This window comes from Leptothoe sp. ISB3NOV94-8A, assembly GCF_043421595.1.
GTDB lineage: Bacteria > Cyanobacteriota > Cyanobacteriia > Phormidesmidales > Phormidesmidaceae > Leptothoe > Leptothoe turfae.
Genome location: NZ_JAXSQW010000002.1, coordinates 293,423 through 314,613, shown reverse-complemented (window position 1 = coordinate 314,613; position 21,191 = coordinate 293,423). Strand labels below are relative to the sequence as shown.

The 21,191-nt window shown below is 49.6% G+C and carries 20 protein-coding genes; 10 read left to right on the top strand and 10 right to left on the bottom strand.

The features are described 5' to 3' along the window. Positions 1-119: 119 nt before the first annotated feature. From SPB21_RS31870 to SPB21_RS31860, 3 genes are all read left to right on the top strand, one after another. Positions 120-1,703: a photosystem II high light acclimation radical SAM protein gene (locus SPB21_RS31870; RefSeq protein ID WP_163702606.1), complete on the top strand. Its 1,584-nt coding sequence runs from the start codon at positions 120-122 to the stop codon at positions 1,701-1,703. Positions 1,704-1,817: 114 nt separating this feature from the next. Beyond that, on the top strand, positions 1,818-2,165 hold the full coding sequence (locus SPB21_RS31865; protein WP_499869057.1) for a hypothetical protein: 348 nt from the start codon (positions 1,818-1,820) through the stop codon (positions 2,163-2,165). 379 nt (positions 2,166-2,544) lie between these two features. Further along, on the top strand, positions 2,545-4,404 hold the full coding sequence (locus SPB21_RS31860; protein WP_499869055.1) for a peptide ABC transporter substrate-binding protein: 1,860 nt from the start codon (positions 2,545-2,547) through the stop codon (positions 4,402-4,404). On the opposite strand, the gene SPB21_RS31855 is transcribed toward SPB21_RS31860, so the two are convergent. Beyond that, positions 4,401-4,712 carry a YkvA family protein gene (locus SPB21_RS31855; RefSeq protein WP_163671405.1) on the bottom strand — a complete coding sequence of 104 codons (312 nt, stop codon included), beginning with the start codon at positions 4,710-4,712 and terminating at the stop codon, positions 4,401-4,403. The genes SPB21_RS31860 and SPB21_RS31855 overlap by 4 nt on opposite strands. A gap of 186 nt (positions 4,713-4,898) precedes the next feature. Here SPB21_RS31855 and SPB21_RS31850 point away from each other — a divergent pair, with 186 nt between their 5' ends. Together SPB21_RS31850 and SPB21_RS31845 are read left to right on the top strand one after the other, a co-directional pair. Then, the gene (locus SPB21_RS31850; protein WP_499869053.1) at positions 4,899-5,120 is read left to right on the top strand and encodes a hypothetical protein; all 222 of its coding nucleotides are present in this window, start codon (positions 4,899-4,901) and stop codon (positions 5,118-5,120) included. A 247-nt stretch (positions 5,121-5,367) separates the two neighbouring features. Then, positions 5,368-6,051 (top strand): DVUA0089 family protein, encoded by a 684-nt coding sequence (locus tag SPB21_RS31845; RefSeq protein ID WP_163671407.1) that lies wholly within the window; start codon positions 5,368-5,370, stop codon positions 6,049-6,051. Between the two features lie 366 nt (positions 6,052-6,417). Here the strand turns inward: SPB21_RS31845 and SPB21_RS31840 are convergent, their stop codons facing one another. The 7 genes from SPB21_RS31840 to SPB21_RS31810 all read right to left on the bottom strand — a co-directional run bounded on the left by SPB21_RS31840 (position 6,418) and on the right by SPB21_RS31810 (position 12,274). Continuing rightward, a complete protein-coding gene (locus SPB21_RS31840; protein WP_163671408.1) occupies positions 6,418-6,831 on the bottom strand; it encodes an ExbD/TolR family protein in 414 nt (137 codons plus the stop codon). A gap of 16 nt (positions 6,832-6,847) precedes the next feature. After that, entirely contained in the window at positions 6,848-7,270 is a 423-nt protein-coding gene (locus tag SPB21_RS31835; protein ID WP_499869051.1) for an ExbD/TolR family protein, read from the bottom strand. Between the two features lie 141 nt (positions 7,271-7,411). Next, a complete protein-coding gene (locus tag SPB21_RS31830; protein ID WP_163671410.1) occupies positions 7,412-8,110 on the bottom strand; it encodes a MotA/TolQ/ExbB proton channel family protein in 699 nt (232 codons plus the stop codon). A gap of 110 nt (positions 8,111-8,220) precedes the next feature. Then, on the bottom strand, positions 8,221-8,916 hold the full coding sequence (locus SPB21_RS31825) for a DUF4333 domain-containing protein (protein WP_163671411.1): 696 nt from the start codon (positions 8,914-8,916) through the stop codon (positions 8,221-8,223). A 178-nt stretch (positions 8,917-9,094) separates the two neighbouring features. Then, positions 9,095-9,589, bottom strand: a complete 495-nt coding sequence (locus SPB21_RS31820; RefSeq protein WP_163671412.1) for a MogA/MoaB family molybdenum cofactor biosynthesis protein — start codon at positions 9,587-9,589, stop codon at positions 9,095-9,097. A gap of 48 nt (positions 9,590-9,637) precedes the next feature. Continuing rightward, positions 9,638-9,970 (bottom strand): photosystem II reaction center protein Psb28, encoded by a 333-nt coding sequence (gene psb28, locus SPB21_RS31815; RefSeq protein ID WP_163671413.1) that lies wholly within the window; start codon positions 9,968-9,970, stop codon positions 9,638-9,640. A 144-nt stretch (positions 9,971-10,114) separates the two neighbouring features. Continuing rightward, positions 10,115-12,274: an S-layer homology domain-containing protein gene (locus SPB21_RS31810; protein WP_499869049.1), complete on the bottom strand. Its 2,160-nt coding sequence runs from the start codon at positions 12,272-12,274 to the stop codon at positions 10,115-10,117. Positions 12,275-12,446: 172 nt separating this feature from the next. Here SPB21_RS31810 and SPB21_RS31805 point away from each other — a divergent pair, with 172 nt between their 5' ends. Genes SPB21_RS31805 through SPB21_RS31790 form a run of 4 tightly spaced genes read left to right on the top strand, consistent with a single transcriptional unit; the run spans position 12,447 to position 14,476 of the window. Next, complete coding sequence (locus SPB21_RS31805; protein ID WP_163700687.1) at positions 12,447-12,746, top strand: hypothetical protein; 300 nt, start codon at positions 12,447-12,449, stop codon at positions 12,744-12,746. 43 nt (positions 12,747-12,789) lie between these two features. Further along, positions 12,790-13,104, top strand: a complete 315-nt coding sequence (locus tag SPB21_RS31800) for a YtxH domain-containing protein (protein WP_163671416.1) — start codon at positions 12,790-12,792, stop codon at positions 13,102-13,104. Further along, a complete protein-coding gene (locus SPB21_RS31795) occupies positions 13,097-13,600 on the top strand; it encodes a hypothetical protein (RefSeq protein WP_250565872.1) in 504 nt (167 codons plus the stop codon). Before SPB21_RS31800 ends, SPB21_RS31795 begins: the two co-directional genes overlap by 8 nt. A gap of 57 nt (positions 13,601-13,657) precedes the next feature. Next, complete coding sequence (locus SPB21_RS31790) at positions 13,658-14,476, top strand: TPM domain-containing protein (protein WP_499869047.1); 819 nt, start codon at positions 13,658-13,660, stop codon at positions 14,474-14,476. Here SPB21_RS31790 and SPB21_RS31785 read toward each other — a convergent pair. After that, positions 14,473-16,080, bottom strand: coding sequence for a DUF3352 domain-containing protein (locus SPB21_RS31785; RefSeq protein WP_499869045.1), 1,608 nt, complete (start codon positions 16,078-16,080; stop codon positions 14,473-14,475). The two genes, SPB21_RS31790 and SPB21_RS31785, sit on opposite strands and share 4 nt — an antisense overlap. Positions 16,081-16,169: 89 nt before the next feature. Next, positions 16,170-18,938 carry a type I DNA topoisomerase gene (topA, locus tag SPB21_RS31780; protein ID WP_499869043.1) on the bottom strand — a complete coding sequence of 923 codons (2,769 nt, stop codon included), beginning with the start codon at positions 18,936-18,938 and terminating at the stop codon, positions 16,170-16,172. Between the two features lie 631 nt (positions 18,939-19,569). On the opposite strand from topA, the gene SPB21_RS31775 reads away from it, so the two are divergent. Beyond that, entirely contained in the window at positions 19,570-21,162 is a 1,593-nt protein-coding gene (locus tag SPB21_RS31775) for an NAD(P)H-quinone oxidoreductase subunit N (RefSeq protein WP_163671419.1), read from the top strand. Positions 21,163-21,191 lie beyond the last annotated feature (29 nt).

Genomic DNA, 21,191 nt, shown 5'->3' with positions numbered 1-21,191 from the left:
GGGGGATGTACGGCAGCGATGAAATCTCAGAACAGCAATGTTATCGTAACGATATGTGAAAAAACTGAAAACTCACTTCATTTTTTTACGCTACGTAACATTAGGCAACCAGTGCAGTAATGGCTAACCGCGTTCTATACGTCCGACTTCCGTGTAACCCTATTTTTCCCATCGGGGTTGTGTACTTGGCAGACCACCTTCACAAGGTCTTTCCCGATATAGAGCAACGTATCTTTGATTTGGGGACATTCCCAGCCCTGGACTTCGGCTCAGCACTAGATCGCTGCATTGATAATTTTCAGCCTAACGTTTTGGTCTTTTCTTGGCGGGATATTCAAATCTATGCACCGGTTGGTGGACGTGGCGGCAATCCATTACAAAATGCCTTCGAGTTCAACTACGCCCGCAACCCCCTAGTTAAGATGCGTGGGGCCCTGGGGGGAGTGCGAATGGTTGCCACCTACATGAATGAACTCTGGCAAAATACTGGCCTGATTAAACGAGGCTTTAAACGGGCTAAGCGCTACTGCCCTGATGCAAAATTGGTGGTGGGTGGTGGTGCTGTTAGCGTTTTCTATGAGCAAGTCGCCTCATGGATGCCTAAGGGCACGATTGTTTCCGTCGGTGAAGGCGAATTACTGCTGGAAAAATTAGTTCGCGAGGAATCCATCAGTGGTGAACGCTGCTACGTAGTTGGTGAAACAGAGCCCCGCGAACGTCTCATTCATGAATGGCCAACTGCTATTGAGAAAAGCGCGTGCGATTACGCCTATATCGAAAAAATCTGGCCTGAATTTAACTACTATCTCCAGGAAAACGATTTTTACATTGGCGTTCAAACCAAACGAGGCTGTCCCCATAACTGTTGCTACTGTGTCTACACCGTTGTAGAAGGCAAGCAGGTACGCATTAATCCATCCGACGAAGTCGTTAAGGAAATGCAACAGCTATACGACCGTGGTATCCGTAACTTCTGGTTTACCGATGCTCAATTTATTCCGGCTCGTCGCTTTATTGACGATGCCGTTGAGCTCCTACAAAAAATCATTGACTCAGGTATGAAGGATATCCACTGGGCCGCCTATATCCGGGCTGATAATCTCACACCTGAGCTGTGCGATCTGATGGTCAAAACCGGGATGAACTATTTTGAGATTGGCATTACCAGTGGCTCTCAAGAACTGGTTCGTAAGATGCGCATGGGGTATAACCTACGTACTGTTTTGCAAAACTGCCGCGACCTTAAAGCCGCCGGGTTTAATGATCTAGTTTCGGTTAATTACTCCTTCAATGTGATCGATGAGCGGATGGAAACCGTACGCCAGACCCTGGCGTATCATCGTGCCCTAGAAGCAATTTTTGGTCGCGATAAGGTAGAACCCGCAATTTTCTTTATTGGTTTGCAACCCCATACCCATTTAGAAACCTACGCGTTTGAGAACAATCTTCTCAAGAAGGACTACAATCCGCTGGCCATCTATCTCCCCTGGGTTGCGAATAAACTGCTCTGGAATCCAGAACCCCTGGGTGCTTTCTTTGGCGATGTGTGCTTGCAGGCTTTTCGTCAAAACCCCAACGACTTTGGTCGAGAAGTGATGGATATTTTGGAGGACCGTCTCGGTCTGGCCCCGCTGGAAGAAGCGTTAACAGCTCCTGTGAAACCAACGTTAGTGGATAAGCAACCAGAACTCATCGCTCAATAGTCTCGATAGTGTGGTTATCTTCAAAGTTGGATTCACTGTTGGGTATGCAAAAAGCCACCAAAGTAAATCATTAAGCAAATGTTAGGATCACTAGGCAGGAATTGACGGAGTGCCATGGTAGATAAACCAATTCTGAAGAAAGATCGTCCCCCAGAGGATAGGGACCGTAAACCTTCAGAGAATAAGGAAAGAGCTAAAGGCAAAGGCAGAGGTAAGGGCAAGGGTAAAGGCAAGCGCGATAAGGACGATCGGAAAAAGCCGCCTATCAACCCAGCTTTGATGCGAGGTCCTAAACCCACTCAGAAAGTTGAGCCTGAGCCTGAACCTGACGTTAGCGAAGAGGCTTCAGAAACTGAAGCTACAGAAACTGAGGCTACAGAAACTGACGCAGTAACTGCTGAAGCCGCCACCGATGAGGCTGATAAGGCTACTGCTGAAGTTGAAGCTCCTGTAGCAGAGTAAGGCTGCTCCCTTCAATACCAGAAGGCACCTGGTGGGCCACCAGGTGCCTTCTGATATTTAGCTCATAAAAATTTTTCAAACCCAGTCAAATCGCTACCAACGACTGGTTTGAGATGTCCATAAAAGCAAAAAAACTCCCCAGTGGATTACTCCACCGGGGAGGACATCAGGGTGCATCTACCAATTAGGTCTTCTAAGAAATGGACAGTGGTCAGGAGAAATCCCATAGTGTTCTGGCTACAACTTTGCTGTGATTCGCCACCAGCAACTTGGTGGCAGCAGCAGTTACTATCAAACATGGTCACACTGATTCCATAACGTACACATGCTTTTTTCCTGGTCCCAATCCTTACGGCAACTGCCCCTCGTGCAAAAAAGGATGGCCAGTCTATTGGCATTATCGGTACTGATTACTGGATGCCAACAACCTGTACAGCCTGTGTCATCCACTGATTCTCCCCATGATGACTCCCTTGAAGAGTACGTAGCTCCTCCAGAGGTGTTAACGCTGATTTATGGTCGGGCTCCTGTTACCCTTAATCCTCACTTAGCGACTGGCTTCCAAGACTTCGAAGTGGCGCGTATTATCTATGAGCCGCTGGCCAGCTATGGCCCTGATGGGGAGCTTATCCCGGTTTTGGCGGCTGAAATCCCCTCTCTAGACAATGGGGGTGTTAGTGAGGATGGCCTCTCCGTTACCTGGAAGCTGAAAGAAACCCTGCGATGGTCAGATGGAGAAGCCTTAACTGCTGAAGATGTCGCTTTCACCTATAAATTTATTGCTAATCCCACCGTTGCTGCGGTTACGGCTCAGTACTACCAAGATATTGAATCGGTAGAAGCCACTGACGACCATACGGTAAAAATTACGTTTAAACAGCCGACAGCCAGCTGGCAAATGCCGTTTACTGGTCTAAATGGATTGATTTTGCCAGAACATTTATTCAAAGATTTCAACAGCCGTAAGGCTCGGGAAGCTCCAGCTAACTTTCAGCCGGTGGGCACTGGTCCCTATCGCTATTTGACTGAGGCCAATGGTCGTTTGTTGTTTGTCCCCAATGAGCTTTATCGTCAGCCTGTGGGGGGCTTTAAGCGCATCGAAATTTTGGGTAATGTTCCGCCCTATGTGGCTGCCCGCGATGTCCTGCGAGATGGAACAGCCGATTTTGCCCATAATATTCAGCTAGAGTCAGCGGCCTTAGTGGATTTAGTGCAAACCGGTGAAGCCGGTGGGCTCGTGCTTACCTTTGGTAGCCAGGTGGAGCGCATTATGTTGAATTTTGCTGATCCTGATCAAGAAACTGAGGCTAAAGAACGCGCGAGTAAGGAATTCCCTCACCCAATTTTGCAAGATGTGAGGGTCCGACAGGCGATTGACTATGGCATTGATCGACAGGCCATCGTTGACCAGCTCTATGGAGATTTGGGGATTCCCACCTCTCAGTTATTGATGGCACCAACGCCTGCGGAAAATGAGCTGATTGATTTTGAACATGATGTGGAGAAGGCCAAGGAGCTTTTGGAAGAAGCCGGTTGGGTCGATAGCGATGATGATGGTATTCGCGATCGCAACGACCAACCCCTACAGCTACTCTTCCAAACCTCCATCGGCACGATTCGCCAGGCCACCCAAAGTCTTGTCCAAGAGCAGCTAGCAGCCATCGGCATTGACATCTTGATTGAGCGAGTCCGCACTGAGGATTTTTTCTCTGCTGACCCAGAGCAAACCAACAGCATCAACCATTTCTATGCCGACATGCAGGAATATGCCATCGGCAATGACATCCCTGATCCTACGATTTACATGGGCTGGTGGACCTGTGACAACATTGCGGCACTGGCCAACAACTGGCAAAAACCCAACAATGCCCGCTATTGCAATGCAGAGTACGACAAACTGTGGAATACGGCCCGCCAGGAACGTGATGCCGATAAGCGCAACGAACTATTTCGGCAAATGGATCAGATGTTAGCGGACGATGTGGCAGTGTTACCCATTGTGCATCGGGCGCTCTCCAATGCCGTTAGCTATCGTATTACTGGCTATAATTTTACGCCCTGGGATGCAAGTACCTGGGATATTGCCAACTGGCGACCCGTGGAGTCTGTTGAAAATAATGCAGACATGCCTTCAGAGGAAGCCAACAGCAAAGATATAGATATTATTGATAGTCAGGACGTAGAACAATCCTCTGAAGAATCCGAACCAGACAACGAATCAGAAGATCAAGCCCCTTAAGGAACCTCTTGAGCTTTGACATCTATGACCACGCCTTCGTCATCATCTTCGTTGGCCGGGGTCTGCTCGTCAACCATATCCTGATCAGAGGAGCTGAAGGCCCCCTGAAATAGATAAAAAACTTCGGTCAACAACAGAGTAATTAAAACCCCATCGTCAATCCAACCGACAATGGGAAGCAAATCGGGAGAAATATCAAGGGGACTTAATATGTAAGTCAATGTCCCAAAAATAATCAACCAGCGATATTTAGGATTGCGTAAGCCGCTGCGATATAAGGCGTAAAACGATTCAACCAGTTGCTTCATAGAAATCTTTAACGCATTATCTAATGATGCCATTTCCCTTAAAAAGACGAGATCATAGGGAAAAAAATTCAGCTTTACTCAATACTGATGCTATGAAATGCTCGGCTTGCTAGTTCATTGGCCTTTGCTTGATAGGGAATACTATCAGCTTATGAGCCTGTCGTTCTGCTTCAGTTGTTTTTACCTATGGGGCTATTGAGTAATCCCAATGTGGGCAGTACTACGGCTGGAGTCTATGCAACCATACTCAAGCAGCTAGAAACAGGCGGTCAGGGGCAGTTTGTCAGTAGCTTTGGCCCCAGGCAGATAACCGGCATATCATTCGCTACATCCTTACCCACTGAACTACGGAAACGAAGGCTGAACAAGCCTTCGCCGTCTTTCTCCGGCAATAACTACCAATCATAGAAGAATTTCATATCTTGCAAAGATTAATTGAGTTCTTATTAAAGTTGCACACTCTGGGTTGTTGATACCTGTTCATTTGAAATAAGTTGGCAATATCAGGCGAGCACATCATCTCAAACTACTGCTTTTAGATGTCTACCGTTGCTGCAGTAAACGCTTTTATATATTCATCACCTCACAGGCAAATCTACCCTACAGATCAGCAAGCAGCTGTCTAAGCGCCTAAACATTCCTTAAAAACAGTCTTATGAAACCATTGTCAGCCCTAATGGGGGTGGTCACTGGTGCGATAGTGACCACGCTTGGTATGACTAGTGCAGCTTTGGCTGTCGATTTTTCCCTCCGTGGCACATTCGCTCAAGATGATGATGTACAGCTGTTTGATTTCAGCATAGCTACAGAATCAGCAGTCACCCTCAGAACTTACTCTTACGCAGGTGGTACTCAAGCAGATGGAACGTTCATTGATGCAGGCGGTTTTGATCCTGTGTTGTCTTTGTTTGATGGTGACGGGAATTTTATCTTCTTAAGTGACGATGATGAGTCTGGCACAGTTGCTAATGACCCTACCACTGGTAGGGCCTATGACGGCTTCCTGGATATTGTGCTAAAGGCTGGCGACTACACACTGGCATTGACGCAGTATAACAACTTTAGCAACACCACGAACCTGGCTGATGGCTTCAGACAGGAGGGTAATGCCAACTTCACCAGTAACTTTGCACGGTGTACAACTGACAGTATGTTTTGTGACTTTACTGGTGATGTTCGTACCAATGAGTGGGCATTGGATATCCTTGGTGTCCTACCCCCATCAGAACCTGATGAGGGAGAACCTAATCCACCGACTCAGGTACCTGAGCCTGCAACCACATTGGCATTTGCTTTAGCCGGTGTAGGTGCACTTGTACATCGCCGTCGCCAAACGTAAATTCACCTCCCAATCATGCCGTTGCTGATTCATTCTGTAGTCAGCAACGGTATTTTAGCGATGGCTGATTTAGGGGATAAACCGGTCTAGAGCCATTGCTATTGAATGGTATCTCACAACTACAGTCATCCTGAGGATCAGCAATGCCAGATTTTATATAGTAGCCTTGCTTTTGTCTGGCCTGAAACTCTGCTCCGTAGCATGTGCCAATGGATATCGCTCAAGGAACTAATATCACAACTCAGCGGCATAAAAACCTACCACAACAGTTTTTACTATTGTTGCTAATCTCTTCTGTTTTTCTCTAACGATTTAAATACAACACTGCATTATTTTTTGCAACAATAACAGTGTTGTTGACTCTTTTTATTCAACCGCCAAAGAAACTCGCTTACCACCAATACCCCGCAGGTCTGCCAGGAGTTTCGCCACATCGGCATAGGGCAATGTTCGATCTGCCTTGAGCATGACAAACCCGTCTGGGTTTTCGGCAAAATAGCTTTGGATAATAGGAGCCAATGCTGGAGTTGTTATCGGCTTATCTTCATAAACTGCTTGGCCATCTTCTCGCAGACCGATTACCAATGGCTCAATCTTTTCAACTACCTCTTCATCTACACCAGAGACTGCCTGGGGCAAACTCACTCCAAAAATCTGTACACCGCTGAGTTCCATGGAGATGATGACAAAAAACGTCAGAACCGTCATCAACACATCCATCATCGGTACCAGATTTACCTCAGGCACTCCAGAATTTCCATGACGAGATCGTAAGCCCATCTTCTACTCCTCCTCCTCAGCTATCCTCTAACGCCAGAGAGACCTGGTCACCACCGACCGCACGCATATCTCCTAGAAACTGCATAACGTTCTCATAGGGCAGCTCCTGATCCGGTACCAGATAAACCGTCTTATCAGGATTCTTCTGCAGGTAGTTGTCAATCTCTAATGCTAGCTGTGTACTATCAATCGGCTGGCCATTGAGCGAAGTTTCCTGATTCTCATCCATCTCTACAATGAAAATCTCATCAGCAGAGGGTAACTGGTCTGGCGGCACATCCTCTGTCTGCTCTGGGGGGAGTTCTACTTCAATCAGCTGTTCACTGCCCAAAGAAACCGAAATCACCACAAAAAATGCCAGCACACCCATCATTACCGTGAGCATCGGCACCAAATCAATGGTGGGGATTTTACTTTCTCGGCGTTTACCTAAGGGCATGGAGGTTTGGATGGGGGTATCAAGATACAGTTGGGGGGTAGGTCTTGGTTATTGGGTCTTGGTTATTGGGTCTCTAATTCAGTAGAACCGAAACAAATTTGTTTGAGGCCGATAACAAATAACGAATAACAAATAACTAAATTATGATTGATAGGTTGCTGAGACTGATGGCTCTTCAACAGAGTGACCATTCTCTGAGGCTAACAATGCAGGCTCGTACCAATTTTGACGATAGATTAGCTCTAGCTCGTTACCAGCTTCTGAGAAATAGTCAGCCTGTTGGCTCTGGAGAGAGACCAAAATCCGCAGCACTAGCAGCGCTAAAATCGCGACCACCATGCCGGCGGCTGTTGTGATCAGCGCTTCACCAATACCCGCTGCGGCTTCACTGGCTCCTTCACCGCCGCTGCTGCCGCCGATATTTAAGCTGTAGAAGGTGGCAATTAGACCCGTTACCGTACCCAACAGACCTAGCAGTGGCGAAATGGCAACGATGGTTTCTAGTAGTTTTTCACCCTGGCGCATTTTAACGAATTCACGATCCGCCGCTGTTTCCATGGCCAGGCGGAAGGTTTCAGGGGAGGCGTTGTTTAACCGTAGGGGGGCAAACAAAAACCGGCCAATGGGGGTATCGTGGTGTTGATTTGCGATCGCAGCTGCCTCATTTAAATCCCGTTTAGCTGCATCCAAAACATCGCTGACAATTTTGCCTTCACGGCGTAGCAGATCAGACCAAAAACGTGTCCGCTCTAGAGCGCATGAAATTGTTAGCACCGAAGCTCCAACAATGGGTACCATCACCGGGCCACCCTTAGCTAGAAAATCAAATACAGTTGCCATAGCCGAATTTCCTGGATTACGTTTGCCTGTCCGGTCTGCCGTTTACCGATTGAAACTATTAAAACGCGATTCAAAAATGTGGATACAAACTGAATGCAGCGCCGCCGAATCTACGGGCGATCCCCTTCATTCTCCCCTGTCTCTTCACCCGCCGCACTCGACTCAGTGCCAGGGTTCGATGCCGTCGTCGATGTATCTGGGGGATCTTCGTCTGCTGTTGCATCATCTGGGGTAGCTGCGGGTGTGGCGTTACCTTCAGTCCCTGGCTGGGGTGCAGCAGTTGGGATTGCTCCAACGATCACCTCTTGCCATTCCAAATTGCTTTCGCCGTTGACTTTGACCAGCACTGACTCGACTCGACCCGCAGCTACCGTGCCAGCACCCACTACGTCACACTCAAATGAATCGCCTCGTTTATTAATGCGATATGTATCGCGACAATCCACGGCTAAGCTTTTCCCCACCGCTTCCCTGATATCCTCTTGAATTTTTTCCTCAAGGGATACCAAATTAATGATCACCTTAGAACTGGGCACATCCCACGCGATCGTGCCCTGATCATCCTGCTGGATCACATTAATGGTGAACTGGCCACCATCTGGCAGTTCACCGACACAGCGAAAATATGCTTCCGCCTGTTGCTTGACACGATTTGGACAAATTACATCCTTCAGGGTAAGCCGCCGCCCTTGGCGCTCAATGTTATCCTGGATATCTGTCTCTATCCGAGACATATTCAAATGTCGTGAGCAACTGCTGAGAAGAATTAACCCTAGCAGTGCCCCCAACCGAACGATGGCGACCATTCTGTGATAACGCAAATGTTGACCAAGATTCACTATAACGGGGGCTCCCAGATGCCAGGTAAAGGACCGGTTAAGAGAACCTAGAGTGATGGGGGAAAACCCTGAGATTCTCCTCAAAATCGATACCTACACCGTTCCGAGATAGAGATGTTCCATGGAACGTTTCTACATTAATAACCTATCCCTTCATCTGCCGTATTAAATGCCTTAGTTCCGGCAAAATCAAAGTATCCATGGCCAGGGCAACACCATTGCTGGAGCCCGGTAGCAAAAATACCAGGGTAGATTGATACACCCCGGCAGTAGCCCTAGAGGCAATGGCTCTAGAGCCAATTTCAGCATAGCTAAGGTGACGAAAAATTTCGCCAAAGCCAGGTATTTCTTTTACTAATAGGGTTGCGATCGCATCGTATGTGGTATCCCTGGGGGCGATCCCAGTCCCTCCATTACAAATAATGACATCTACGGTCGGAGCCAGGCGCTTTACTAAGCCAGCTATTTGATCCGGCTCATCCTTCACCAACCGATACGCTTCTAATCGATGGCCTGCCTCTCGCAGTTTGACCTTAATCAGCTGTCCACTTTTATCAGTGTCAACCGTACGTGTATCACTGACAGTAATGACACCGCAGATAGCTGGGGTGAAATCTGGATCGGGATGGGGGGTAGCCATGGATAATAGTCAAAACGTCGAGAAGAGCAATCTCTACAAAACTCAAAACTAACTCTTCGTAAAGCCTAATCCTTTCTCTTCGGCATAGCGATTCATAAAGCGCATAAACCGATCCCACTCATCGCGGCTCTTAAGCAGTATACGTGCCTCTAAGCCAGCTGGTGCGCCGTTGATAAACTTGGCGTTTACTTCGCGGCTGGTCATCATGCCTTCTTCGTCTACCAGGTAAAGACCCGTTACCTCAAATCCTTCTTCCACGAGGGCCTTGGGTTTATCAAAGTAGAACGTAGCAGTGCCATCTGAACCGTCCTTAGCACGGGTGAGCCGCACGTCTGGAATGACTTCCTCAGCTACACCCTGAGCAAATTGGATTTCTGCCATTGCGCTGTCCTCTAACTAAATGACTATGGGCTATTTGTTAAAAAGCATTAAGCTCCATCATCCCATCATATGAGTGTTGTTTAAAACACTCTTTGAAAATCCTCGTCCATAGGTACTGATGTAGGGACGTTCCATGGGATGACCCTACATCTGGGGGTGCACCTGGTAGTCAGACAAGATGGGGGGCATGCGCTTTCGCAGCACTAATCCTTGATAAACCATAGCGGCCACTTCACCATAGGTGGCCACCTGGTTAGGGGATAGCAGGTCTAGGTCAGGATAGTTAAAGACTAAACCAAGTTTGGTGGCGATTGCGATCGCGCTTTCTGCATAGCGAGGGACCTGGGATTTATCTTGATAACGTGCAAGCAATCCAGCCGTATCTTTAGCGGTAAGCTCTAAGCCACTAACCAGAGCCAGCAGCACCTGAATTTTTAAGATGGGTTGCTCTGGCGCAAAGGTATAGTCGGGAAACCCTGAGAGGAACTTGGCGCGATAGGCGGTGTGGATGGCCTGGGATGCCCAGTGGGATGAAGGTACATCACGAAACGCAACCGGGTAACGTTTTGGTTTCGGAGCAAAGGCAGCCACCACTAAACTGGCAAACTGTGCACGGGTCATGGAGGCGTCGGGAGCACTGGTCCGCTCTAGAAAATTGTGCGCCTTGAGGGACTGCCAGAAGTCATCGGCCCAGTGGCTGTGGGTGACAATTGTATTGCTGGCAGCAGCCACACTATTACTAACGGCGGTTCTGGCTGGCTCCACAATATATGGAGACGTCAGGGACTGCATCCGACCTAGATTGGCCAGGCACTGATAAACCAAAGCCGTGGTTTCAGCTCGAGTAATGGGCTGCATCGGTCGCAGTTCTGCCACATCAGGATAGTTCACCACGATGCCTTGACGGGTAGCAATGGCAATTTCCTCAACGGCATAGGGGGGCACCTGGGCGCGATCTCGATATACCCCGAGTTCGGATGCCATACCCTGGCCCAGTCGCAAACCATTAATCAGGGCCACCAGGGACTGGGCTCGGGTCATGGGATCATTGGGCCGAAATGTATTGTCTGGAAAACCAGCGATAAAGCCCTGGGCCTGAGCCTGATAAATCACTGAACGGGCCCAAAAATTAGAAGAGACATCCCTAAAGGGCTTAAACCGGCGATTGTCCCCGTCACTCGCAGGAAATGTCGCCATGACCAGAGCAGCGAACTCGGCTCTGGTCACCAATGCATTGGGGCGAAATGAACCGTCAAAAAAGCCTTTGACGAGTTCTGCTGCGGCCATGGCATCCACAAAGGGGGCGGCCCAATGCCCAATCACATCGCTAAAACGGCTATCTAAATTGAGGGTTGGGGGGGCAGGGGATTCCGGTGTCGGGGGGGCAGGTTGGGGGGGCACTTTGCCTAATAGCATTGCTGGCACAGCTACCGGATCGGGAAGTTCACTGGCCACATAGCGAACGGATCCTTTAACTCGATTGGGGTTGATATGATTACCCGCACTGGTTAAGGGTTGCCGACTCTCGTTGCGGATATCCCACTGGCCATTGTCTCGAAACTCATTTTCGCCCAGGTCCTGACTCTGGCCTACATCGGGTTGCACGGTATCCTGTAGCCATAATCCCGACGTTTCGTTACGCCGAATGTGATTTTGCCGTAGCACTGGCCGAGCGGCACGGGACAGAACAATGCCCGCTTTGTTATTCACCACCTCGTTATCAATAATTAGCGGTGCTGCTTGATCGCTAATGGCCACCCCATACCCTGTCTGTTCAAAGCGGTTTTGTCGGACTTCTCCTTTAGACCTGCGCACCATAAACAGACCGCTGGCCTGATTTTCGGTGAATTCATTGGCCAGTAACACTGGTATGGCAGTCCCGGTGGCAAAAACACCATCACGCCCGCACCCCTTAAATCGACAGCGGGTGAGTAACGCTGATCCAGCTTCTAGCCACACCCCTATACCTTGCGATTGTGGGTTCGTCACTGTGACATTGCGGATCTGGGAGCGGTCCTCTAACTTCATCGTGACGGACATGCCCCCAAATTCTTCCGTTGCCAGCACCCCTCCACCTCGAATGGTCACGGTGCCATGAATACCCACAACGGTTACTCCAGAGGCCACAATCAGCGGAAACGATTCGCCACTACCATAGGTGCCCGCTTCTAGCTGTATGGTGGTGCCAGAACTGGCGCGATCCAAAGCCTGGGTCAAGGTTTTGAACGGCGATTGGCGAGTGCCATTACCTTGGGCACCGCTGGCATGATTGACATATAAAACAGAGGCAGTAGCTTGCACCATGGCCACTAGACTGATTGATTAACCCACTCAGGGTAAAGGTAAACGCTAACGGTTGACCTATGATTAATAATTCTGACTGAAAAATTTATCTTCGTTGTAGTCTATTTCCGAGTAAATCAGCACGTTAGCGTCTCTGTCTTCCCAAAATGGCACTTGCGATGCCTAAACTGCCATGCTTATTGTTATCGCCATAGCTAATGTTGCGATCGCGATTCTCTGCCTTGTTCTCACCTGGCATGTCGCTCGGTTTGGTCACCAGGTTGCCCAGCTCAACCGAAATCTCCAACGTTGGACAGTACTATTAGAGGACAACTTGGCCCAACAAACCCTAGCCTTTACTGTACAACGCACCAACCTACGGCAATGGCAGCTGATTCATCTGAAATGGCAGCTACAACAGCGACGTCTCATTCAAACTGCAAAATTCCTACAGCGTGTTTGGCTGATTAGCCAACGTCGCCACCGCTTCTAACCCCTCACGCCCCATTCCCTGCTCCCCACTCCCCGCATTCCCCATGGCTCAACACAACTCCGATCACTTCCTCAGTGGCCTGCTGGCTGGTACCGCCATCGGCACCGTCATCGGTTTACTGATCGCTCCCCGCAGCGGCAAACATACCCGTAGGGTTCTTAAAAAGTCAGCGGATGCCGTGCCTGACATCATTGAAGATTTATCCACTAGCCTGCAATTCCATGCCGATAGGCTGTCCAATACTACGTTGCAAAATTGGGACAGCACCCTGGAACGACTGAGAGAGGCCTTAATTGCTGGGCAAGCTGCTTCTCGAGAAGACTTTGCTCAAACGGTGGTCGAGTCCAAGCGTGACTGATCCTTTAATTTGGCTAGGGTTATCCATTCTGCTACTAGGTTTCGGTCTAGTCGCATTGGTGTGTGTGTCCATTCCTGCGTTGATTGGCCTGGCGAGGGCTGCCCGCAGTGCTGAAAAATTCTTTGATACCCTTGATCGCGAGTTACCCCGCACCCTAGAGGCAATGCGTCACACGGGTGCTGACCTGAGTGACCTGGCGGATGACATGACCGATAGTGTCAGCAGTGCTCGTAATATTGTTAAACAAGTGGATCAAAGTCTCAGTGATGTGCGTCTGCAGGCGTCTCAGGTAAAACGCTCAACTCGCAGTGTGGCTGTCGGCTTTAGGGCCGCCTGGCGGGTCCTCACCAAACCAGCTAATGCGCGTAAACGTAAACGACGACCACCACCACCCAAACCTGTTGAGCCGCCGCATCCCCCCTCATCCCAAGTCCAACCAACATCGCCCCAGCGCCCTCCCAGTAATACGTCCGAGGATCGCTTTCCTGGTCAATGATTGACGGAAACCGGGCTTCTTCTCTACATTAAAGATAGGTAAATAAGTGTAAACATCATGACCGTACGCTTTAAGGATTGGTTGCAGGCTTCCTTATTAGGGGGGCTGTTGGTTTGTTGTATTGCATTCGTCACAGGGATCACGGCACCAGCTGCGTATGCTTACAACAATCCAGAACTGCTGCCAGATGAGCCGACTATGGTCATCGACCTAGCAAGAATTCTGACCAATTCTCAGGAAGAGTATTTGAATGAACATTTACCGGAGTTTGAGGCTGAGACGGGTTGGAAACTTAGGGTTTTAACCCAGTTTGATCAAACTCCAGGACGTGCTGTCAAAGATTTTTGGAACTTAGACGATAAGAGCATTATGCTGATTGCCGACCCACGGGGAGGCAATATCCTTAACTTTAGCGTTGGTGATACGGTCTATTCACTGTTGCCCAGAGTCTTCTGGATTGAGCTACAAACTCGCTTTGGTAATCAGTTTTTTGTACGTGACAACGGTGAAGATCAATCCATCATGCAATCCATTGCATCCTTAGAAACTTGCCTCGCTCGCGGTGGCTGTTCAGTTGTGCCTGGCCTACCTAGAGAGCAATGGATTTTAACCCTCATTACATCCATCCTTGGGGGGGTTATCTGTGGCTTTGCTGCCCATCCCCGCAAAGAGGACCAGGTCTTTTCCTGGCAGTGGATGCTGATTTTCTCACCCCTGTGGGGCATGCTGTTCATTGCGTTTGGCATTGGCCCAGTGGTTTCTCGCACCCAGGACTGGCTACCCCTGGTTCGTAACATTGCTGGTTTTATGATTGGTGCCCTGGTTGCATTCTTGAGCCCTGCGTTTGCCAACTCATCAGCCAGTGGGGAAGCTTAGAGCGGTTTTACCCGTCTACCCTTGGGCAATTCTATGAACATGTCATAGCTGAGTGTGCGCTCATCTTGAGCACTGGTGACAATTCCGATGCTTTTGATGGCTGAGACCATTGGGCCTTCAGGTAGTTTTGGAAAAGGCAGGGTGCCTTGCAAATCCTTCAGGCGATCAACATCGATAAAGAAATAACCACTGTTTTCATCAGGGGAAATGTCTAGAAGGGTCTGGAAGGCTCGATTGGTTTGGATAGATTTAGACGGTTGAGGTGCGATCGCATCCAACACCTCTGGGCCAACGCCAAAAAAGGTGACATCGTTATCCAACCAACCATGTCCCATGGCAATGCCACCGTAATAAGACACCAACTGATTAACGGGTTGCTCCGCATCCAAAGGTTTCACATCAAAGCGAAATCGACTGGTCATGACTTCATCCAGTTGCTCCCAGGTGGCCTCAGCTGCCTGACGATCGGCGACCTCTGCCACTAAGGCTAGCTGTCCCATGGGCATGGGTGATTCCGCTGCCGTGCTTGGCGGTAACAGGCCAAAGGCAACTTCACCTGACAGCCAGGGCAATATATCATTTTCAAAATCCAGTCCCGTTTGGTTCTTGAGACCCTTGGTGAGGGAGCCCGACGAGATCGGTAACAGGGCATTTAGCTGCTCAGCTTCGCTAAGGGCCTGCCAAAATGGACCAATGCTGCTGGTGGACAACATCAGCACGGTTGAGTCCGGTAACCGTTGGGGCGTCATGGACTGGGTGTTGATCATATCGACATAAATTGGCTGATCTTCCGGTCCTAGCCAGGTTGAGGCTTCAATATCCAAACCATTGGGCAATGGCTCTACAGCGGCGACTAGGCCATTAATACTGGGTAAGCTATCACTGCCCAAAAATGTCTTGCCTGCCTCAGGGATATTGAGATACAGCTGGACTAAGGCAGAGGGCATCTGTACATGCTTAACGGCTTGGCGATAGGCATCGCTATTGAGCATCGAAGTCCCACCATCAAAGCTATCGATCACAGATTCAATACCGTTAGCACCTGACGCTAACACCAGCCATTGGTTACCTAAAACGGTACTCTCAAAGGTCTCACCTGCCGTAGTTTTAATGGACTGGATGCCAACACCGTTATAGTCACGGCCAACCCAAGTAGTGCCGTCCCGTGGCTCTGCCATCAGTTCCTGGGCTTTATCTGGATCAGCAATGGGCACAATCAGCACCATCTCCGCAGCTGCCTCGCTATCACCGGCCTTGGGCAAAAAGACAAGGGTTACCTGCTCACCAATCCAGGGTTGAATGTCGGTTCTAAAGCGATAGCCGTTGGTACTGAGGATGCGATCGCGCCAGGTGGTTAAAAATCGATCCAATGCTTTTTGTGACTCAGGTGTCCCCAGCTGTCGTAAACGAGTCCACTGGGTTGCATCCGTTGACAGCGTTAGGGTTGCCAGGGCATTACCGGGCACAACTTCCATCCCCGTTGGTAGCTTGACACCCGTAGAGAGCCGCTGACCAAGCCGCAGATAGGCCGCTGCCCCACCCAGTATCAGTAAAACCGCCGTACTAACTGTGACCAACAAAGGAGGCCGTTGCTTGAGAACCATGGACCAGCAAGAAACAAACAACGCTTGCTAATCTACCATTGGTTTACAAAAACGGCACGGGTGGGTTGGCCCAAAAAATCTAGGGGCGTTTATTCGGCGTCGCTATCGGTGCTCTTCTTTTTACGGGTTGTCGACTTACTCTTAGCCGTCGTGGACTTCTTAGCCGCAGCCGTAGTCCCGCTGGCCGTACTGGCCTTTTTGGTGGTGGATTTTTTAGTTGTCGCCTTCTTAGTTGTAGTCTTCTTAGCCGTCGTCTTTTTAGTGGTGGACTTTTTGGTCGTCGTTTTACGACGGGTTGTTTTTTTCTTAGTAGCTGCCTTCGCCGCAATAATCTCTAAGGCTTCTTCCAAGGTAACGTCCTCAACCTTCTTACCTTCCGGCAATGAAGCATTGACCTTTTCGTACTTGATATAGGGACCGTAGGGGCCATCGTAAATGTTGATGGGTTCTTCCGACTCAGGGTGCTTACCCAATTCCCGCAACGGTTTAGCAGCTTTACGCCCTCGCCCTCGCTTAGGCTGTGCCAAAAGTTCCAGGGCTCGCTCCAGGGTCACGGTCAGAACGTTATCGTCTCCTTTCAAAGAGCGATAGTCCTTTCCTTCCTTACCTTGATCGTGAACCACATAGGGGCCAAAGCGACCCAAGCTGGCTTTGACCTTGGCACCAGTCTCTGGGTGCATCCCCAACAAACGCGGCAGAGATAGCAGTCCTACAGCCGTTTCTAGATCCACAGACTCACGCGTTACCCCCTTGGGCAGTGACACCTGTTTAGGCTTTGGATTCTCTTCTGTCTTATCTCCCAGCCGCACATAGGGACCGTAGGGGCCAATCAGAGCATAAATGGGTTCACCCGTTTCAGGGTGCAAACCTAGCTTTTCCGGACCTTCTGTTTTTTGCTTGAGGAGGACCTGTACCTGCTCGTCGTTGAGATCCGCTGGACTCACATCCAAAGGAATAGAAGCCCGTACGGTTTCATCGCCCTCTTCTTCACTGATGGCCTCAATGTAGGGGCCATACTTGCCGATGCGAACCTTGGCACTGAGATCAGCTAAGTCAACGGTGCGGGCCTCAGCGGGATCAATCTGGCTTTCTCTGGTCTGTACCTGCCCCGCTAGACCCGTATCTCCAGAATAAAAGTCCTTGAGGTACGGTAGCCAATCTGCTTCACCCATAGAAATTTCATCCAGGGTGCGTTCCATGCGGGCCGTAAATTTAACGTCCACCAGATCTGGAAAATGTTGATCCAGTAGCTCGGTCACCGCAAACGCTGTAAACGTAGGCATCAAGCTATTATTCAGCGGATGCACATAGCCTCGGTCGATAATGGTACCGATGACTGATGCATAGGTACTGGGACGCCCAATACCCTCTTTCTCTAGGGTCTTAACCAATGTGGCCTCGGTATAACGGGCCGGTGGCTTAGTCTCATGGCCAATGGGCTCTAGCTCGGTGCAGCTTGGGGTATCTCCCACCTTCAGGGGCGGCAGGGTCACTTCACGATCCTCAAGGGCGGCATTGGGATCATCCGAACCCTCCACATAGGCCCGGAAAAAGCCTGGAAAGTCAATTCGTTTGCCAGTGGCCTTAAACACCGCATCATCCACTTCTACGCTGACGGTGATATGGGTTTGGCGAGCATTGGCCATTTGGCAAGCCACTGTGCGCTTCCAAATTAAGTCGTAAAGGCTAAGTTCACGATCCTTTAGCCCGGTTTCCTGGGGAGTACGGAAAGTACTACCAGCGGGGCGGATTGCTTCGTGGGCTTCCTGGGCTCCCTTGCTCTTGGTGGCATATTGCCGGGGCTGAGGGCTGAGGTACTCTTTACCGTACTTTTGCTCCACACAGGTTCGAGCCGCTGTAATTGCCTGCTGTGACAAATTTACCGAGTCAGTACGCATGTAGGTAATAAACCCTTTTTCGTACAGAGATTGGGCCGTACGCATGGTGTCACGGGCAGACAGGCGCAGTTTGCGGTTGGATTCTTGCTGCAGTGTGGAGGTGGTAAATGGCGGAGCTGGTTTGGGACTAGAGGGTCGCTCTTCCAGATTAGATACGGTCCAAATGCTGGCTTCCAAGCGCTGTTTTAATGCCTGGGCTTGGGTTTCATCCAAAAGCACCACATTGCGTCCAGCAGCAATTTGTCCGGTGTTTTCGTCAAAATCACTACCCGTAGCAACACGAGTACCACCCAGGCTAACGAGCTTAGCCTCAAAGGGGTTGTCAGCCTTCTGGAGTGTGGCCTTGAGGTCCCAATAGGAACCTTGCTTAAAGGCTCTGCGATCGCGCTCCCGTTCCACCAGTAGCTTGACTGCCACCGACTGCACTCGACCAGCGGACAGACCCCAGGCAATTTTTTTCCACAGTAGTGGAGATAGGGTATAGCCCACTAAACGATCCAAGATTCGTCGAGTTTCCTGGGCCCTTACTAGCTGATCATCAATATCACGACAGCTTTCGAGGGCAGCCTGAATCGCGTCTTCGGTGATCTCATGAAACACCATGCGCTTGGTGGGCACCTTAGGTTTTAGTAGCTGTAATAGGTGCCAGCTAATGCTTTCCCCTTCGCGGTCTTCATCCGTAGCCAGGACTAGCTCATCGGCTTCCTTTAGGGCATCCTTCAGGGCCTTAACAACCTTCTTTTTATCCTTGGGTACCAAGTAAAGAGGTTCAAAATCCGCCTCTACATTCACACCCAGCTGTGCCCATTTCTCGCCCTTCACGCTGGCGGGAATCTCACTTGCCGATTTAGGCAGATCGCGCACATGCCCCATGGAGGCTTCTACACGGTAGCCTTTGGGCAAATAGTTGCGAATTGTTTTTGCCTTTGTAGGTGACTCAACAATGACAAGTGTGGACATACAGCTGAACTGAAAGTAATGGTCGAACTACGTTTAATTGAAAATTTGTCAACACCCTGATATCCAAGGCACTAACAAATCTCAAACCGCGTCTAGCGAAACGCTTGAACACTAGAGAGAATGCCCGATAAGTGGGCAATGACGACGGTTTTTTATTGGCTAACTATACATAACCATGGCATCTAGCTCAGAATTTATCAGAGGGAAGCGCCGAGGGTTAGTGACAAAAGCCGTACCTGCATGTTCGCAGAGCTTTTCGTACAGTTGCCTTTATATATCGATAGATCGAAATGGCGAATTTCGTCCACCTCTGAATTAAGAAAAGGCTTTTATTTCATGACCATTGCCAGGGGGGTAAAACTAACCCCATAGGGCCAAATTTGGCCTATAGCTATCGTCGAGGCATTAATTTGGCTGGTTGTGGCTCCATTCATAAAAGAAATCTAGAGAAATTGAAAAAAGTGTTTTCTTTAGAAAAATTGGGACCCCAGGCAGGTCATCTGAACGAAGTTCCTCTATGGTTTACATCCATAGAATTTAATCTGATTCAGAAAATTCCCTTTGGGAAACTACAAGATGAGCGAGAATACTAGGGTAAGATCCCAAATGGAAATACCGAACCACAGCACCAATGGACGTTGTCAGCCTCGCTGCCCAATTAAACACAGGTAAAATCCTGCCTGAACTGATCATCATTGCGACGATTGTAGTGATTTTGGTAGGTGATTTGATTGTAGGCCGAGCGTCATCGCGCTGGGTCCCCTATGTCTCTATCGGCGGTTGTTTGGCTGCCGTTGGGGCATTAGCTCTACAGTGGGACACAGGCAATCCCCTCGCCTTTTTTGGAGAGTTTAACAGCGATGCTCTCAGTATCGTATTTCGAGGCATTATCGTTCTGTCAGCGGCTGTGACCGTCCCTATGGCTATCCGCTATGTGGAAAAGTCAGGCACAGCCTTAGCTGAGTTTTTAGGGATTTTGCTGACCGCAACCCTGGGGGGCATGTTTCTGGCGGGTGCCGATGAGCTTGTCACTATTTTTGTGTCCCTTGAAACCCTAAGTATTTCGTCATACCTGTTGACGGGCTACATGAAGCGGGATCCGCGCTCAAACGAAGCCGCCCTGAAGTATTTGTTGATTGGGGCAGCGAGCTCAGCCATCTTTTTGTACGGCATTTCCCTGCTGTATGGTCTGTCGGGTGGTGAGACCCGGTTGAGTGCGATCGCAGCCAACTTAGCGTCCAGCACTGGCAATAGCTCCATTGGTCTAGTCGTTGCACTGGTATTTGTCATTGCCGGTATTGCCTTCAAGGTAGCCGCTGTGCCCTTTCATCAGTGGACCCCTGACGTTTATGAAGGCTCACCTACACCTGTGGTAGCGTTCCTATCCGTTGGCTCTAAGGCTGCTGGCTTTGCCCTAGCAATTCGCCTTTTAGTCAGCACATTCCCCCTAGTGGAAGACGAGTGGCGCTTTGTGTTTACTGCTCTGGCGATCCTGAGTATGGTGCTGGGCAATGTGGTGGCTTTAGCCCAGACCAGTATGAAGCGGATGCTAGCCTACTCATCCATTGGCCAGGCAGGCTTTATGATGATTGGCTTGGTCATCGGTTCCGATGCAGGCTATGCCAGCATGATTTTCTACCTGATGGTCTATCTGTTCATGAACTTGGGTGGATTTACCTGCGTCATTCTCTTTTCCCTCCGTACGGGTACAGACCAAATTAGTGAATATGCCGGGCTTTATCAAAAGGACCCCCTGCTTACCTTATGCCTGTCACTGTGTCTGCTCTCCCTTGGCGGTATTCCACCGCTAGCAGGGTTCTTTGGTAAGCTTTATATCTTTTGGGCTGGCTGGCAGGCCGGTGCTTACAGTCTGGTACTCATTGGTTTAATTACCAGTGTGATCTCCATCTATTACTACATCCGCGTAGTGAAAATGATGGTAGTTAAGGAGCCCCAGGAAATGTCCGAATCTATCAAGAACTATCCACCGGTTCGCTGGGATTTGCCAGGCATGCGTCCGTTACAGCTGAGTTTGGTGGTAGCCGTAGTGGCCACTTCCCTAGCGGGGGTACTATCTAACCCTCTATTTACCCTGGCTAACGACGCTGTCACCAAGACCCCTTTGTTACAAGCGTCTCAGGTGGAGAACGTTGGCGAGATTGCCAACACAGTTGCTAGCCCTGTGACGGCTACTTTTCCAACCATGCTTGAGAATTCTCTTTAAAACTTAAGCATCATTGCGGGTCAGGGTTA

What these genes read in the sequence shown, in the direction of transcription:
- SPB21_RS31870 (WP_163702606.1), top strand. Translation starts at nt 120, where the DNA reads ATGGCTAACCGCGTTCTATACGTCCGACTTCCGTGTAACCCTATTTTT.
- SPB21_RS31865 (WP_499869057.1), top strand. Translation starts at nt 1,818, where the DNA reads ATGGTAGATAAACCAATTCTGAAGAAAGATCGTCCCCCAGAGGATAGG.
- SPB21_RS31860 (WP_499869055.1), top strand. Translation starts at nt 2,545, where the DNA reads ATGGCCAGTCTATTGGCATTATCGGTACTGATTACTGGATGCCAACAA.
- SPB21_RS31855 (WP_163671405.1), bottom strand. Translation starts at nt 4,712, where the DNA reads ATGAAGCAACTGGTTGAATCGTTTTACGCCTTATATCGCAGCGGCTTA.
- SPB21_RS31850 (WP_499869053.1), top strand. Translation starts at nt 4,899, where the DNA reads ATGGGGCTATTGAGTAATCCCAATGTGGGCAGTACTACGGCTGGAGTC.
- SPB21_RS31845 (WP_163671407.1), top strand. Translation starts at nt 5,368, where the DNA reads ATGAAACCATTGTCAGCCCTAATGGGGGTGGTCACTGGTGCGATAGTG.
- SPB21_RS31840 (WP_163671408.1), bottom strand. Translation starts at nt 6,831, where the DNA reads ATGGGCTTACGATCTCGTCATGGAAATTCTGGAGTGCCTGAGGTAAAT.
- SPB21_RS31835 (WP_499869051.1), bottom strand. Translation starts at nt 7,270, where the DNA reads ATGCCCTTAGGTAAACGCCGAGAAAGTAAAATCCCCACCATTGATTTG.
- SPB21_RS31830 (WP_163671410.1), bottom strand. Translation starts at nt 8,110, where the DNA reads ATGGCAACTGTATTTGATTTTCTAGCTAAGGGTGGCCCGGTGATGGTA.
- SPB21_RS31825 (WP_163671411.1), bottom strand. Translation starts at nt 8,916, where the DNA reads ATGGTCGCCATCGTTCGGTTGGGGGCACTGCTAGGGTTAATTCTTCTC.
- SPB21_RS31820 (WP_163671412.1), bottom strand. Translation starts at nt 9,589, where the DNA reads ATGGCTACCCCCCATCCCGATCCAGATTTCACCCCAGCTATCTGCGGT.
- psb28 (WP_163671413.1), bottom strand. Translation starts at nt 9,970, where the DNA reads ATGGCAGAAATCCAATTTGCTCAGGGTGTAGCTGAGGAAGTCATTCCA.
- SPB21_RS31810 (WP_499869049.1), bottom strand. Translation starts at nt 12,274, where the DNA reads ATGGTGCAAGCTACTGCCTCTGTTTTATATGTCAATCATGCCAGCGGT.
- SPB21_RS31805 (WP_163700687.1), top strand. Translation starts at nt 12,447, where the DNA reads ATGCTTATTGTTATCGCCATAGCTAATGTTGCGATCGCGATTCTCTGC.
- SPB21_RS31800 (WP_163671416.1), top strand. Translation starts at nt 12,790, where the DNA reads ATGGCTCAACACAACTCCGATCACTTCCTCAGTGGCCTGCTGGCTGGT.
- SPB21_RS31790 (WP_499869047.1), top strand. Translation starts at nt 13,658, where the DNA reads ATGACCGTACGCTTTAAGGATTGGTTGCAGGCTTCCTTATTAGGGGGG.
- SPB21_RS31785 (WP_499869045.1), bottom strand. Translation starts at nt 16,080, where the DNA reads ATGGTTCTCAAGCAACGGCCTCCTTTGTTGGTCACAGTTAGTACGGCG.
- topA (WP_499869043.1), bottom strand. Translation starts at nt 18,938, where the DNA reads ATGTCCACACTTGTCATTGTTGAGTCACCTACAAAGGCAAAAACAATT.
- SPB21_RS31775 (WP_163671419.1), top strand. Translation starts at nt 19,570, where the DNA reads ATGGACGTTGTCAGCCTCGCTGCCCAATTAAACACAGGTAAAATCCTG.